The 16281-nt window shown below is 34.6% G+C and carries 14 protein-coding genes and 1 tRNA gene; 4 read left to right on the top strand and 11 right to left on the bottom strand.

Annotated features, from left to right (window positions below; genetic code table 11):
* Positions 1-10: 10 nt before the first annotated feature.
* From ACFJGY_RS10700 to ACFJGY_RS10715, 4 genes are all read right to left on the bottom strand, one after another.
* A tRNA-Arg gene (locus tag ACFJGY_RS10700) sits at positions 11-82 on the bottom strand.
* Between the two features lie 21 nt (positions 83-103).
* Positions 104-622, bottom strand: coding sequence for a helix-turn-helix transcriptional regulator (locus ACFJGY_RS10705; protein ID WP_379963712.1), 519 nt, complete (start codon positions 620-622; stop codon positions 104-106).
* A 115-nt stretch (positions 623-737) separates the two neighbouring features.
* The gene (locus ACFJGY_RS10710) at positions 738-1451 is read right to left on the bottom strand and encodes a hypothetical protein (protein ID WP_379963714.1); all 714 of its coding nucleotides are present in this window, start codon (positions 1449-1451) and stop codon (positions 738-740) included.
* A 17-nt stretch (positions 1452-1468) separates the two neighbouring features.
* Entirely contained in the window at positions 1469-2527 is a 1059-nt protein-coding gene (locus tag ACFJGY_RS10715; protein ID WP_379963716.1) for a TerC/Alx family metal homeostasis membrane protein, read from the bottom strand.
* 340 nt (positions 2528-2867) lie between these two features.
* Here ACFJGY_RS10715 and ACFJGY_RS10720 point away from each other — a divergent pair, with 340 nt between their 5' ends.
* Positions 2868-3971, top strand: a complete 1104-nt coding sequence (locus tag ACFJGY_RS10720; RefSeq protein ID WP_379963718.1) for a M14 family zinc carboxypeptidase — start codon at positions 2868-2870, stop codon at positions 3969-3971.
* A gap of 192 nt (positions 3972-4163) precedes the next feature.
* Complete coding sequence (locus ACFJGY_RS10725) at positions 4164-4682, top strand: hypothetical protein (protein WP_379963720.1); 519 nt, start codon at positions 4164-4166, stop codon at positions 4680-4682.
* An 87-nt stretch (positions 4683-4769) separates the two neighbouring features.
* On the opposite strand, the gene ACFJGY_RS10730 is transcribed toward ACFJGY_RS10725, so the two are convergent.
* The 7 genes from ACFJGY_RS10730 to ACFJGY_RS10760 form a co-directional block, all read right to left on the bottom strand.
* Positions 4770-6209, bottom strand: a complete 1440-nt coding sequence (locus ACFJGY_RS10730; RefSeq protein WP_379963722.1) for a glycoside hydrolase family 30 beta sandwich domain-containing protein — start codon at positions 6207-6209, stop codon at positions 4770-4772.
* Positions 6210-6256: 47 nt separating this feature from the next.
* Positions 6257-7057, bottom strand: coding sequence for a family 16 glycosylhydrolase (locus ACFJGY_RS10735; protein WP_379963724.1), 801 nt, complete (start codon positions 7055-7057; stop codon positions 6257-6259).
* Between the two features lie 35 nt (positions 7058-7092).
* Complete coding sequence (locus ACFJGY_RS10740; protein WP_379963726.1) at positions 7093-8544, bottom strand: glycoside hydrolase family 30 beta sandwich domain-containing protein; 1452 nt, start codon at positions 8542-8544, stop codon at positions 7093-7095.
* 170 nt (positions 8545-8714) lie between these two features.
* Positions 8715-9587 (bottom strand): hypothetical protein, encoded by an 873-nt coding sequence (locus tag ACFJGY_RS10745; protein ID WP_379963728.1) that lies wholly within the window; start codon positions 9585-9587, stop codon positions 8715-8717.
* A gap of 10 nt (positions 9588-9597) precedes the next feature.
* The gene (locus tag ACFJGY_RS10750; protein WP_379963730.1) at positions 9598-11142 is read right to left on the bottom strand and encodes a RagB/SusD family nutrient uptake outer membrane protein; all 1545 of its coding nucleotides are present in this window, start codon (positions 11140-11142) and stop codon (positions 9598-9600) included.
* A 10-nt stretch (positions 11143-11152) separates the two neighbouring features.
* Entirely contained in the window at positions 11153-13348 is a 2196-nt protein-coding gene (locus tag ACFJGY_RS10755; protein ID WP_379963732.1) for a SusC/RagA family TonB-linked outer membrane protein, read from the bottom strand.
* Positions 13320-14051: a TonB-dependent receptor plug domain-containing protein gene (locus tag ACFJGY_RS10760; protein WP_379963734.1), complete on the bottom strand. Its 732-nt coding sequence runs from the start codon at positions 14049-14051 to the stop codon at positions 13320-13322. Before ACFJGY_RS10760 ends, ACFJGY_RS10755 begins: the two co-directional genes overlap by 29 nt.
* A gap of 242 nt (positions 14052-14293) precedes the next feature.
* Between ACFJGY_RS10760 and ACFJGY_RS10765 the strand changes: the two genes are divergently transcribed.
* Together ACFJGY_RS10765 and ACFJGY_RS10770 are read left to right on the top strand one after the other, a co-directional pair.
* Positions 14294-15457: an MFS transporter gene (locus tag ACFJGY_RS10765; protein WP_379963736.1), complete on the top strand. Its 1164-nt coding sequence runs from the start codon at positions 14294-14296 to the stop codon at positions 15455-15457.
* Positions 15435-16202, top strand: a complete 768-nt coding sequence (locus ACFJGY_RS10770; RefSeq protein WP_379963738.1) for an NUDIX domain-containing protein — start codon at positions 15435-15437, stop codon at positions 16200-16202. Before ACFJGY_RS10765 ends, ACFJGY_RS10770 begins: the two co-directional genes overlap by 23 nt.
* The last annotated feature ends 79 nt before the right edge of the window (positions 16203-16281 follow it).

A 16281-nucleotide genomic window follows, 5' to 3' on the forward strand; every position in this document is an offset into this window, starting at 1 on the left:
TGAATATGAGTGACCTTACCAAGAATCGAACTTGGATCTAAAGTTTAGGAAACTTCTATTCTATCCGTTGAACTATAAGGCCAGATATGAAGTATAAAAGTAATCAATTTTCATAAGTCTCAAAAGTTCCGTCTTCATAAAAGAAAACAATTCTTTTGACATTTTTGGTTTTTGATTCTTGTTTTTGAACTGTTTTTTCTAATGGCTGAGAATTGGATAAAATATTTTTTTCTGACTTGGGATAAGAAATATCGGATTCTCGAACATTGTCATTTTTCACAGAATTATCAGTTGAATCTTCTTTTCCAAAATTCTCATCATCTATCAAAGAAAATAAATCCGGTAATGATGGTTTTTTCTTTTCTACAGTTTCAGTTTTTTCCTCGATTGTTTCAGCAGTCTTTTCCTGGATCAGCATTTCGCCTTCACCATTGATCAGCCAATCCCATTCGAATTTTGGAAATGCAGATTTTATCTTGGTAATGAAATCAAGAGAAGGTTTATTCCTGCCAGAAATAATATGAGAAATACTAGAACGCTGCACACCAATCTCTTCAGCAAATTCTGCCGGCGTAAGCTCTGAATATTCGATTACTTTTGTAATTCTATCATTAAATTCCATTTCACAAATGTAATAAAATTTAAATTAATCGATATTACATTTGTAACTGATTTAATTTACTTTTGTAAAATTATATAGATTAATAATAAAAGTCTTTATATCAGTGCTTTATAATTTATTTAATAATTAATTGTGGAAAACTTTGATAGTGACAATAACATATGTGGAATAATAAACCTTTATTTAAATCAATTTTAATTGTGGATACCTTCCAATTATCATGTTTGCTATTCTTGTATTTATATTTTAAAACAACGAATCTATTTGTAACTACTGGCTCTTGGAAGAGTTCGTTTGCGAATAGAAACTTAGTATTTTTAAGTGTATTTTCTAATCTGCCCGAAGTAATTTTGATCTTTTTGATCTTAGTTGTGAGTAAATCAGTCACGTAAATTGTATCAAATCCACTCAGTGTAATTATAAATTTTCTATCTTCTCTTTTATTATACTGATACAAATAAGTACCCAATTCTTTTACAATATTCCCGGAATTTTTGTCGAATAAAATAAATTCTGAGGGGTCACAACAACCCGAAACTGGTCTGTTTTCTATAAGAAATGTAGTGTTATACTCTTTCCAATTGGAATAACCAAGCCTTCCTGTGAAGTCCATAAGATCACTTTCCAATACAAAAATTGTCTTCTTAATTTTTCCGTTTTGGAATATTAGTCTGGAAGAATTACAATCAAATTGCCAAGATAATGTTGAACCATTTGAAAACTTTTCCTTTTTGCAAGAGATGATTTTCTTCAGTTCGGGCTTGCTTTCACAATTACAATTTTGACTGTAAATGTTTAAAGAAAATAAAATGGCTATCAACGTTTTCATTTTGTTTTTCAGCAAGTTTAAGACTCAACTTTACGGACTTTCTTTTCCGGAAACAGAAGCGAAATTGCAATGCTTAAAAATAAGATCGATATAATAACAATCAACGAATGCGAAGTCCCGAATCCAATATCATCTAAATAATGATGGAAAATCATTTTAAGACCAATAAATGTAAGTAACACTGCCAGACCAACCTTCAGGAATCGGAACTTATCCACAATTCCAGCCAATAAAAAGAACATAGATCTGAGTCCGATAATGGCAAATATGTTAGAAAAGAATACGATATAAGGATCCTTAGTTATTGAAAATATTGCCGGAATACTATCAACTGCGAAGATCAAATCTGTGAATTCTACAATAATCAAAACCAAAAATAAAGGCGTTATTTTTTTGATTCCATCGATAACCACAAAAAACTTTTTGCCTACAAACTGGTTATGAACTTTGAAATGCTTCTGAGCAAATTTCACTACAGGATGGTGCTGCGGATCGATTTCGTCTTCTTTATTCCTCTCAATAAACATTTTGATTCCTGTATATATTAGGAAGGTTCCAAAGACATACATAATCCATTCAAACTTTTGGATAAGTGCAGCACCTATAAATATGAATAAGAATCTCATCACAATAGCCCCAAAAATCCCCCAAAATAGAACCCGATGATAATTACGCGGTGCTACACCAAAACCACTGAAAACTAATAGAATTACAAATATATTATCAATAGAAAGCGCATATTCTACAAGATAACCAGTTAAAAATTCCAGACCCAAATTTTTGTCATAAAGCATAATGCTATGATCCAGGTTGTTTGGGATGATCCTGACAGGATGTTTATGTTTTGTAATAATTTCCTGCAATTTTTCCACGCTGTCTATCCCGTGGATAAGGTGGCCGTAATAGGTGAGTAGTATATAAAATCCTAAAGATAAAAGGACAATGAAAATACTCATCAATCCTGCCTGTTTCAAAGATACTGCTGAATCTTTTTTATTAAAAATTCCTAAATCGAGTAGAAGTAGTGTGACGATAAATATTAAAAATCCGGATAGGAATAAAACCTCGTTGCTCATTTGTTAGTAATTATGACAAAAATAGGGAAATTATTATGAATTAAGCGTTTATACATTTGTAAAAAACCTGTATTAACCGATCAAATCACGTTTAATGTTTTGATGAACAAACGGAAGAAATATACAAAATACCATATTAAAGCAAATTTAAAATTAAACTTTACTTAAATTATATAAATTACTGATATTATGTAATTTATAAAATTAAATTGAAAATATATCAATCCACAAAATAATTAACAGACAAAGTGACATTTTGGATTGTTTAAACATTTTACAAATGTAACAAGACTTATTTGAGATTAAATGTTATTTTTGTGACAAATTAATTTAGAATAAAATGAATTTCAGTTTTCCATATTTCCAAAATGTAAACTTCCCAGATCGCTATATTTCCCCGGAAAAATTATTTTCTTACTTACAGGACAATTACAGCGATTATATAAAAGAGATAGGAAAATCGAGTTTGGGGAAACCTATTTATATGCTAACCTTGGGAAATGGAAATATTAAAGTTGCAGCCTGGTCACAAATGCATGGAAATGAATCCACTGCAACCTTGGCAATGCTGGATATACTTTCTATATTTGAAAAGCATCCGGAGCTGAAAGAAAAGTTATTTGAACTTATTCAGTTAGACTTCATTTTTATGTTAAATCCTGATGGTTCCGAAGCTTGGACAAGAAGGAATGCCTATGATATTGATATCAACAGAGATTTCATCAGAAACTCAAGTAATGAGATGCGGGTTCTGAAATCTGTTGTACTGGAAGGAAATTATAATTATTTGCTGAATCTCCACGATCAAAGAACTATTTTCACAACAGACGGCATTCATCCGGCAACGTTATCTTTTCTGTCGCCGTCGGAAAATCAGGAAAGAGATATTACCGAGAACAGGAAAAAAAGTATGGCTGTAATTGCTGCTATTTATATGCAGATGAAACAGATTTTACCGAACAGAATTGCAAAATATACAGACGAATTTTATCCAACATCCAGCGGCGATAATTTTATGAAGTCTGGAATCCCTGCAATATTATTTGAAGGTGGATTTTATGAAAATGATCTTGAAAGAAAAAAAACGCGAGAATTTTACACACAGGCTTTATATTTTGCTTTGAAGGCCATTTCGGTTCTTAAAGGCGATACGCTGAGCTACGAAACTTATTTTGACATTCCGCAGAATAAAGAAACTCATTTTGATTTGATTTACAGAAATGTAAAGCTCAATACAGAATTTGAATGCATTATGGACATCGCTGTACAATACAGAGAAATTTTAGATGATACCAAAAATCTGACTTACCAGCCATACGTCGTTGAAGTCGGTGATCTTAGCCATAAGAAAGGCTGGAAAGAAATCGACTGTACAGACCGTAAATTCATATCTCTGAAGAAATTCCCGAAGCTTGATTCTCTGGTAGATTTCAGGATTGAATAATTAAGTTATCCCTCAAAATATCATATTTAATAATACACTGATTAGATTTACGTTATATATCCTATTTAACATAATATAAATTATAGGACTTTTTATAATTATTGATTTAAGACTTTAATGTTCCTTACATTTCGCTAAAAATCAATCTGGTATAATATTTTCTAACCTATGTTTATATCAAATTGAATAATTATGAAAAATGCTTTTTTAATTCTCTCGGGAACATTGCTGATGATCTGCTCGTGCGAAAAAAATGACGGCAAACAAATGAATGTCGAAAACAGAAAACCTGACACTTTAGCCGTTTCCGAAGATCCCAATCAAATTTCTGAAAAAGAAAACGTTGATTATTGTTATATGAATGTGATTGGAAAAGATTCTGTGTTTTTGTCTTATAAAATTACCAGCGGAAATGTTTCCGGTAAACTGAAATATAAAAACTTTGAAAAAGATTCTAATTCCGGAGATATCACAGGAAAAATTGCCGGTGATACGTTAAAACTAAATTATAAATTTGCCTCTGAAGGTGCTACAAGCGAAAGAGAAATCTATTTCTTGCAGGACAGCGGCGTTTTGCTGGAAGGTATTGGCGATTATGCCGATCCAGGTTCTTCAAAGTTAGTTTATTCATCTCCGCAAGCCATCAATTATTCTAAAGGCCAAAGACTAAATCCGGCAGATTGCAAAATGATTGAAAGTAAATTAAAATAAGAGTTGATAAAAAATTATTATATCAATTTTGTAAAAATAAAACAGCAGCTAAAAATTAGCTGCTGTCCCTTTGAAAATAATATATAACTATAAAATTATAGTCTGGATAGAATGTGCTGGTGCAGCTAATTTTGAAGATTTTCCTTCGATCCAAAGATTGAAATCTGTATCCGCATCACCTTCGTTCATCACGACCACTACCAGTTCCCCACTCTCGTTCAGGAAGCTCGTAGACAGTAAAAAATCCTTATTAGTGGATGTTCCGACACGCTGTGCATTTGGTTTTACATATTTGGAAATATGCCCGATGTAATAATATTCGTAAGTATAATGCAGTTCTTTTGTTTTTGTATCATAAATTACCGGGGCAAAACAGAAATTCCCGACATGATTTGGCCCGCCTTTTTCATCCAGAAGAATGTTCCAGTCCGTCCAGGCAGAGGTTCCTTTGTTGAAATCGTTGATTATATTACGACCATATAATTCTCCTAAACTCACATCATAGATTTTTGAAAAATCAAATTGTTCCTTGCAGCCTTCTGTGAAAATCAAAAATTTGTCCGGGAAAGCCAAATGCGTTTCAGCCAGATTATCAAATAGTTGAGATTTATTATTCCAGGTTTCGTACCAGTGATAACCAATTCCGGACGCATATTTGGACGTTTCCGGATCTTGTAAAGTTGTGGTTGCTCTTTGATACATCAAATCTCTATTGTGATCCCAGATGATTACTTTTTTATCTTTATAATGGTTTTTCCACAAGGTTGGACCCAGGTTTTCTTTCAGGAATTTGGCTTCGTCATCCGCTGTGTATAAACAAGATTCCCAGGTTTGAGTTGCCATTGGCTCATTTTGTATCGATAATCCCCAAACCGGAATATTTCTTTTCTCATACTCCTGAATGAACTTAACATAATAATTTGCCCAAATCTGATAATATTTTTCCAGCAATTTTCCGCCTTTCAGCATATTATTATTGGTTTTCATCCACGCCGGCGGACTCCACGGACTGAAATAAAATCTGAAATCCTTCGGATCAATTACTTTCTGAGCCAACTTTATCAAAGGTATTTTGTACTGTTCATCGTGTTTTACGTCGAATGAATTCAGAGATTCGTCATTGTCTTTGACATAGGTATAACTATCGCTGGAGAAATCGCAGGAGTTCATATTGGTTCTGATAACGTTATACCCTATCCCCGATTTTCCATAATAAGCCTCGATAAATTCTTCCTGCTTTTCTTTTGGAATCTTTGCAAAAACCTCAGCTGATGCGTCTGTAATTGCGCCGCCAATTCCTATTAATTTTTGATATTTGAAATCCGGATCTACAAAAACACAGACATCAGTTTCTTTTGGCTGAGGAAAATCTGTAAAAACAGCGTTGGCTTTTTTGGCAAATTTCTCATTATTTTTTTGCGAAGTAAGAATCACTTTTCCTTGCTTCATCCCTTTTTTCCAGTAATTCTGTGCATTCGTATTTGTGCCAATTGATAAAGCAGCAAATAAAATAATTGTCTTTTTCATTTTTATCTTAAGAATTTGATATCAAAATATTGACATCTTTTTATTAATTATTTTTTATAAATCCTGACATAGTCTATCAGAAATTTTTGTGGATATATTTTTTCATCCACACCTTCTTTGCCGCCCCAGTTCCCTCCTACTGCCTGATTCAGGATTAAATAAAATGGCTGGTCAAATGGCCAGGCTTCATATTCTTTTTCGGTTTTGAGGTAAGTAAAATATTTTTCATCATCCACAAACATTTCTATTTTCTCCGGTGTCCAGTCGGCTCTGTAGACGTGGAAATTTTCAGTCGCATCCTTGATGATGATGGTATCCGTTTTTTGAGTCCCGATGATGTGATTATACTTCTTGGTGTGAACCGATCCGTGAACATAACCTTCATTGTAGCCAACGTGTTCCATAATATCGATCTCGCCATCATCCGGCCATTCTTTTATATTTTGACTGAGCATCCAGATGGCAGGCCAGGTTCCTTTTCCTTTTGGTAATTTAGCTCTCACTTCAACAGTTCCGTATTGGAATGGAAACGTATTTTTGGTGATTAATTTGGCCGATGTATAATTGTTTTTCTCCCATTTTTCCTTCCGGGCTTCGATGGTTAGAATACCATTTTCAACCCTTGCATTTTCGGTTCTGTTTTTTGTATAGAACTGAAGTTCATTATTCCCGAAACCGTCGCCGCCAACTTCAAATTCCCATTTGGAAGAGTCCGGCAAACCTTTATAACTGAATTCATCCTGAAAAACGAGTTTTCCTTTGTCAGTATTTTTTTGATTGAGACAAGAAATACTGATAATCGAAACCAATACTAAAGCCGATGAAATTTTAATTTTATTGAATGTCATAGATTATGTTTCAGAATTAACTCAAATCAATTTATTTAAAATACAAATGTTGCCACCGCTCTGGCTGGTAATGATGCCGCTGCTGATTTTCCATTGAATTTAATATTGAAATTTTCTGCCGCGTTACCTTCATTCAGAACAATAAGTGTAGTTTTTCCGTTTGGTGTTACAAATGCTACCGAACTTAGATTCCCCGGTTGTGTAGAAGCAATTCTCTGAGAGTTTTGAGGAACAAATTTGGATGCGTGAGCAATGATGTAATAGCCGACATTTTTTGTGAAAGCCTCGCTTGTACTAACCGTTATTGCACCTTTGCATTGTGTACAACCTCCGTTTGTATGAGGATTAAATTGAGGATCGTTTGCAAGATTCCATTCCAAAGCGATTTTGCTCCAGTTTCTCATAGAACCGATAATTACATTCTTGGAATGCCAGATCAGATCATCAGAAAAAGATGATGTTGAGCCTGTCCATTGTTCCGTAAAATAAAGATTCTTAGCAGGATAAGCCAAATGAACATTGCTTAAAACCGAGATATTCCCTGCATAAAGGTGGAAAGCCGATCCGTCAACATATTTTGCCGCGTCTGCATCTGCCAGGATTTCCATTGGATATTCCGGTTTGTCACAGTTATGATCATAAAGGACAATCTTCGTGGTGATATTTGCTGCCTGAAAAGCAGGACCAAGGTTATTTTTGATGAAAGTTGCCTGTTGAGGAGCTGTCATTAATAAACTTGGATTATTTCCCGGATGCAAAGGCTCATTTTGAGGCGTGATAGCATCTACGGTAATTCCCTGCGCTTTCATCCCCTGGATATATTTTACAAAATACTGGGCATAGACATTATAATACTGCGGCTGAAGACTGCCACCAACAGAACTTCCATTATCCTTCATCCAAACCGGTGGCGACCAAGGCGTTGCCATAATTTTGATATTTGGATTGATGGTTAAGATCTTTTTCAGCATATCAATCAATGCCTGGTCTTTTGACAAAGAAAAATTGGCAAGAGAAACATCAGTTTGACCAGCCGGCATATCGTCATAAGAAAAAACATCGCTGTTAAGATCTGATGCGCCAATACTTAGTCTGATATAACTTATGCCTATAGAATTATCTTTTGCAGCAAAAAGATCCTGTAATAATTCTTCTTTTTTTGTTGCTGATAATTGGTTGATTACCTGAACACTTCCACCTGTTAAAGTATATCCGAAACCGTCAATTGTCTGATATTTCTGCGAAGCATCTACATCCAAGGTTTGATAATTATTAGAAGCGTTGTTGAAGATAATATTGCTTTGTCTTTGTAGTTTGATGGATTCATCGGCTTTTGTAAGCCAGAAACTCCCGCTTGCGTAACTTCCGTTGTCCGTTCCTCCATCTGTTGGCGGATTGGTAGGTGAATCATCTACATTACTGCTTTGGCAGAAAAGAAGTGAGAAGATTGTGATTCCTAAAAGTAATAGGTATGATTTTTTGAACATTTTATTAGAATTTTAATATCAAACATTATTTCGTTTAAGAAAATTGTAATGGAATATTTATTTCCCAGTACAGCTTTCTTTTTTTATGAAATTAGATTGACAAGTTTGTTATAAAAAATGAAAGAGGTTTTTGAGGACCTCTTTCACCTAAGAAATATGATAAGAAAAAATTAGTTAATGCCTCGGAATTCTACATTGGTAATAGAAATTCCTTCCTTCATATCATTACCACCAGATCTGATGGCAAAATATGCTACACCGGTTTTTGTAGCTTTGAAAGTTCCGTTCGGATTATTAGAATTAACAGAACCAACAATAGAAATCTTGCCCGTAAAAGCAGAAGTTCCGCTTCCTGCCCAGGTATTGATACCTCTTAACCAGGTCGAATCGTTGCCGTCACCAGTATAATCATTGTTGGCTGTTGGTTTTGCATAGCCTACATAGATCTCAAACCAGGTATCAGAAACACCTTTGGAACTTACGACAGCATCGGCTTTGTAAGTTCTGCCTTCTACAACATTCACAGCCTGATATAATACATTTCTTTCCCAGCCTTTAGCAACAAAAGTTGCTTTTCCATCAGCAAAAGTCCATAGTGCAGTTCCTGAAGGATTTGGGAAAGCCATAGACCATTTTGCTACATCTGCTGCATCTGTAAATTTTCCTCCCAGGATCATGTTACCAGCAGCCGGGTCAGCTTTATCAACCTTAATTGTTTGACTGGCGGTGCCACCAACCAAACCACCTTGACCAATTATCTGGTGCTGAATGTTATAAGTTCCTTCATCGGGAATAAAAATATCATAAGTATTTGGTCCAGTGCCAAATCCGCCTCCATCGTCTAAATTCCATTTGGATGAGATATAGTTATTATTAGAAGAAGCCAGTTTATAATGGTTTTCCGAAGTTTTCGTAACTGTAAATGATGCATCGGAATTGGTCGGAGTCAGGCCATTGCCGTCGCCATCAACACTATCTGGGACACATGATACTGCAAATAATGATAACCCTAAAAAAATTGTATGTTTTAAATATTTGTTCATAATTAGAAAATTAATAGTGAGGATTTTGTTTTAAAATAGTTCCAGACAACTCCGAATAAGGAATTGGCATGATTTCATTTTTACCTGTAACAAAACCTTTGAATGCAAGTTTTGAAGACGCTTCTCCCCATCTTACCAAATCGAAGAATCTGTGTCCTTCGCCAATTAGTTCTCTTCTTCTTTCATCTTTTACAGCCTGCAATGTTACAGGAACAGACGGTAATCCGACCCTTGATCTAACAGCATCTAATAAAGCCTGAGCTCTTGATCCAGTTCCGTTAAGAGCTTCTGCTTCCATTAAATAAGTATCTGCTAGTCTTATCAAAATATAGTTTTGTCTATAGTTAAGTTCAGAAGCTCCAGGCAAGTTGGTTACTTTATCTTTTGTCGGCATATATTTGTTAAGGAAATATCCGGAATCCATAAATGCAGGAGAATAATCTGCTTTATTTTGTGATTTTAATGCATTCATGTTTAAAAGACTCGCATCTGTCCGTGGATCATTTTGCATAAAACTAACAAGATCTGTTGTTACTGAGTTGAAAGCCCAACCGGAAACAATATCCGGAGCATCATTGGTTTTTCTGGTGTATGATCTTGGTGCTGTCATAATGCAGATAGAGTTTCCTTCGTCATTACCTTGTCCCCAGAAGCTCCAGTCAGAATTTGCTTTGTTTGTATGCATTACTTCAATAATAGATTCCGTACTGAATTTATATGGATCATTAGCTTCCGTAACAGGTGCTGATTTGAAAAGATCGGCATAATTAGCAACTAATTTATATCCATATTGGCTTGTTCCGCCAGGGGTTCCATTGACATCAGCAAGTTGAGCTGCAGCTTCATTTTTTTTATTTTCATATAAATATACTTTACCTAAAAGTGCTTTGGCTGCACCTTGCGTGAGGCGTCCTTTCTGTTCTCCTGTAACTGTCATTGGCAGATTAGGAATTGCTTCAAGAAGATCTTTTTCTATCTGACCATAAACCGCAGTTTTGTCTACCTGAGGAACGTTATATAAATCATCAGAAGCTTTGAATGGCTGTAAAATAAGTGGAATATTTCCAAAAATTCTTACCAAATCGAAATAATAAAGTGCACGAAGTGTTTTTGCCTCACTGATAAATCGGTTTTTTATGTCGTCACTCATTGTTGCATTTGGAGTTCGCAGTATCAATGTGTTGGCTCTAGCTATACCTTGATAGTAATCTCTCCAATAACTTGATGGCATCGTATTTTGGTTGATCTGGAAATTAGATGCACCCTGAATTCCTGCGCCATCTGTTGCACTACCTCCTCCTGCATAAAAATCATCTGATGCAGCATTATAGAAAGTGACCATATTTTCAAATCCTCCGGCATATTTTCTAAGTGGATCATAAGTTCCCACCAACGCAAAGAAACAGTCCTGCTCGTTTCTGAAGAAATTTTCTCCTTCGAAAGCACCTAAATATTCTTTTTCTTCCAATGTCTGATCATTGCACGAAATATTAAAAGAAGATACACCAATTATTAGCGAAGCTATTAAAGATGTTTTTAAAAATCTATTTTTCATTTTTTTTGTTTTAGAAAGTTAAATTAGCTCCAAACATTACTGTTCTTGCTTGTGGATAAAATGCTCTGTCTATACCGTAAGAATCACCGGCAGCAATCTCTGGATCATAACCTGTATACTTAGTAAATGTGAAAAGGTTTTCGCCAGTAACAAATAATCTTAATTTACTTGCCCCAAATTTTTGTGATACATCATTAGGTAATGTATAACCTAATTGGACTAGTTTTATACGGAAGTAATCTCCTTTTTGCAAATACCAGTTTGACAATCTTGAATAGTTTTTATTTAAATCGTCTCTTGTAACTCTAGGATTATCATTAGTGGATCCTTCTCCCGTCCATCTATCCAAAATTTTTGTTTGATAATTAGCATCCAGCATATCCAGTCTTCTAAGTCCCTGAAATACTTTGTGACCCGCTGCACCTTGACCGAACACCATCAAATCCCAATCTTTATAACTCACATTCAAAGTAGCACCAAATATATATTTTGGAATTGAACTTCCTAAGTCAACTCTGTCTGCATCACTGATTACGCCATCACCATTAGAATCTGCCCAGATGAAATCACCAGGTTTAGCATTTGCCTGAAGCAACTGTCCGTTTGCATTGACATAAGAATTAATCTGTGCCTGATTTTGGAAGACACCTAATGTATTGAAGCCATAGAATGATTTGTATGGTTTTCCTATTGTAGTCCTCTGGATAGTTCCCATAGACTGGAAGCCATCTTCATCTATATATTCCCTTCCTTTTTCAAGAGAAAGAACTTCATTTTGATTATAAGAGAAGTTGGTGTTTACCGATACGGTAAAATCATTCCAGCTTTTTTTGTAGCCAAGTTCAACTTCTATCCCTCGGTTTTCCATTTCACCTGCATTAGCAATTGGTGCATTCGAAACCCCTACATAACCTGGAATTTGTATAGGACGTAGAATTCCTTCTGTTTTCTTTCTATATATATCAACGGTTAATGTTACAGCACTAAGTAGTTTCATATCTGCAGCGATGTTGACCTGTGTTGTAGTTTCCCAATGTAGATCTGGATTTTCTAATGTTCTTGGTGCATAGCCAATCATAACAGTATTATTTCCATTGGTATAGTTATATCCCGGAACATAGAAATTTGCAAAGGAGAAAACAGGAATACCATCGTTACCAAGCTTACCATATCCTCCACGTATCTTCAAAGTATTAACTATATCATTTTCAGGCCAGAAATTTTCATTATTAGCATTCCATCCTAAAGAGAATGAAGGGAAAGTTCCCCAATGATAATTACCACCAAAAAGTGATGATCCATCATATCTTAATGTACCTGTGAACAAATATTTATTTTTATAATCATAGATCAAACGTCCAAAATAAGATGCTTTGTTCCACTCTACATTATCCCAGGCATTCGAAATGCGGTTTTCTGACGGTAAACTAAAGTTAAAAGAGGCATCCTGATAGCTGGTAATAGGCAGATTGGTATGAGTAATAGTTTGTCCATTTCCGATATTATAATCATAATAACCAGTACCTGCCATTACGTTGAAATTATGATCTCCAAATTTATTTTGATATGTCAAAGTATTTTCAAAACTCCATTCGAATTTATTTTGAGTAGTACGGCTTAAGCTGTTGTTAACAAGATTGCTATAAGTAGGACTTAAATAAAATAAAGGTGTAAAACTTTGATTTCCCCAATACGCTTTTTTACCGTTCAATGAAGATTTGAAAGTTAAAGTTTTCAATAATTTCAATTCGCCAAATACGCTTCCGATAAAATCATCAGACCAGTTGGAATTACCTAATTGAGTATATCTGAAAGCTTTTGGGTTGGACATCTCCTGATTTACATAAGGTGAGATCCCGTAAGGATTTCCATTCTCATCTCTTACAATGTAAGGGTTAGAATAACTATTTGCATCTACTGTTGAAAGATCTGTTACAACAACCGGCGTAGTCGGATCAAGATTAACTGCAGAACTGATAGGACCACCAAATTCCCCATTGGAATTAATTCCTTGATTTTTTTGGTGTGTGTAGGCAAATGTTTGTCCTACTGTTAACCAATCTGTTACCTTATGAGTTGAGTTAAGTCTTGCTGTAAGTCTTTTGTAATAAGAAATATCAGTCATAACAATTCCTGATTGATCATAATATCCAAAAGATCCGAAAAATGTGGATTTTTCATTTCCTCCTTGTATATTTATTTTCATGATTTTGTCTTTCTCCTGTACTGAAAATCTGTTTTTGCCAGTCAGTTCCTGTGCCAAGTGAAGAAGGATTCTGAAATCTTATAGGCTTACCATCATTTGCAAAACCTTCATTAATGATTGTTGCATATTGGGTAGCATTTAGCAAGTCTAATTTTCTTGCAGCACTGCTTACTCCAAAGAAACCATTATAAGATAGATTAAGAGCACCTTTTTTACCTTTTTTGGTAGTTACAAGTATAACACCTCTGGCAGCCGAAACACCATAGATTGCAGATGAAGCTCCGTCTTTCAAAACCTCAATACTTTCGATATCGCTTTGGCTTAGCCATCCGATTCCGTCAACCACTATTCCGTCAACTACCCATAAAGGCTCATTACTTGAAGCATAACTGGTAATCCCACGTACACGCACAGTTGCAGATGATCCCGGCTGACCAGAATTTGAAATTACGTTTACACCTGCTGCCCTACCTTGTAGAACCTGCTCTGGTTTTCCTGCAGGGATGTTCTCAATATCAGCGGCTTTGATACTTGCAATTGCTCCGGTCACGTTACTTTTCTTCTGAGTACCGTAACCAATAACAACAACTTCTTCTATCGCTTTTTCTTTAGAAGCTGTGTCACTCACTTGCTGTGCAGAATAGTTTGCTGTAAAGTAAAGTACAGCTGCTAATCCAAGACATTTTGAATACTTTAAGTTCATATTTTAATTAATTTTTTGTTAATCTCAAACTGAGACAATAAAAGTAATTTTTTTTTTACACTACAAAATAAATTTTTATTTTTTTTGTTTTCCCTTTATTGACGGTTATTTGCTAAGACTACTTATCATAAATATCAATATTTTTTGTACTTTTGAATTCCCTAAAAATAGGCTCAATTGTTAAAAATAAGTTAATGCCTCATTAAATGAATGTTAATAAGAATAAAATAAAACTTCCGCTAATGTTCAGCTTTTTGATATTCTCTATGCTGCTAAACAGTATGGGTGCTATCATATTGCAATTGTCGGAACAGGTTTCCTACAAAGGCCTGGGAGTTTTAGAATCTTTCAAGGATATTCCTATGGCAATTGTCTCACTATTTTGTGTTAACCTGATTGCTAAAACGGGAAATAAAAACGCACTTGTATTTTCGCTGGTTTTTATCGTAACCAGCTGTATTACATTACCTTTAGTCGATGCATTTTGGTTTTTTAAGATTTGGCTGAGTGTCGTTGGGATTAGCTTTGCTTTAGCAAAAATATCGGTGTTCAGTATTATCAAGAATAATTTTGCAGACGGTCAATTATCAAGTGCAATCAGCAGTGTGGACGCAGCATTTATGATCGGAATTTTCTTTGTGAATATTGGATTCGGGACCCTGCTTACAAGTTCCTATGCAGAATATTGGAAATTTGGATTTTGGGTAATTGCATTACTAAGTATCATTACCATAATAATGTTGAGATCAGTAAAAATTGAAGAAAATCAAGTGTCAGAAATTGAAAAAAAACCGGGTGAATGGAAATTTTTTCTTTCTCCAAAAATTGTATATTTCTTTATCATCGTTTTTTTTATGGTTTTCGTAGAACAGAGTTTTAATTCCTGGCTTCCAAGCTTTTTCAGAAATAATTTGAAAATGAATTCTTATTTTGCATTGCAGGCATCGGCATTCTTAGCATTATTTTCTTTCTTTGGAAGACTCATTACCAGCAGGCTGATTTTAAGATTTCATTGGTTTTGGTTTGTTATCATCTGCATTTGTACTGTTCTTTTTATATTGGCTTTGTGTCAGATTTTAATCTCTTATTTTTATGATGATTTTAAGTTTTCCCTCATATTCATAATTCCGCTGATCGGGTTATTCCTGGCACCGCTATTTCCGCTTTATAACTCAGAAATAATCAATAAAGTGCCTAAAGAAAAAACACATCTGCTTGTATCGTTAGTTGTCATATTTTCTTCGTTGGGAAGTTCGGTTGGATCACTCTATATGGCAATTATCTTCCATAAAAATATAAGTAATTTTTATCCGTTATTTATTTCAATCCCATTATTAATTATATTTGGACTTACAATCATTTTAAATAAAACACCAATAATCTATGACCGAAAACAACAAGAATAAACAGAACTTAAAAGAGTTAATTGAAACCAAGGATTTTGTAGAACATGTGTCCGTAGATTGCGTTATTTTCGGATTTCATAAAGACACACTCAAGGTTTTACTTCTAAAGTACCACGATCTGGATCTGTGGTCTGTCCCCGGCGGATTTATATTTAATGATGAGAACCTGAATGATGCTGCTGCCAGAACACTTCACGAAAGAACCCATCTCTCGGATGTTTTTTTGGAGCAGTTTTACACTTTTGGAGATATCAGAAGAACGGAAAACAATACACACCAAAAGCTTTTAGAAAACAAAAATATTGATGTAGATAAAAATCACTGGATCTATCAGCGTTTCATTTCAGTCGGTTATTGCGCTTTGATAGATTATACTCTGACTTACACTTTCCCGGATTCTTTTAACGAAGTTTGCCGTTGGTTTGATATCAATGAACTGCCGAATATGGCATTTGACCATAAGGAAATGATAGAAAAAGGATTACTCTATCTCAGAAAAAATATCGATTATCAGGTGATGGGAAGTAACCTGCTTCCGGATAAGTTTACTATGAAAGAATTACAACATCTATATGAAGCTATTCTTGGCGAACCTCTGAGACGCAACAACTTCCAAAGAAAAATCCTCGGGATGAACATCCTGGAACGTCTCGAAAAACATTACAGCGGTTCTGCAAACAAAGCACCTTATCTTTATCGTTTTCTTGAAGGTTCAGCCAACATCACAAAATCTGATTTTGATTAATTTAGACTTTAATCCATAAAAAAAGACGACTTCAATAGTCGTCTTTTAATTTGATATTTTAATCAAGATTCTAACATCA

The organism is Epilithonimonas sp. UC225_85 (genome assembly GCF_042695135.1).
Taxonomy (GTDB): Bacteria; Bacteroidota; Bacteroidia; order Flavobacteriales; family Weeksellaceae; genus Epilithonimonas.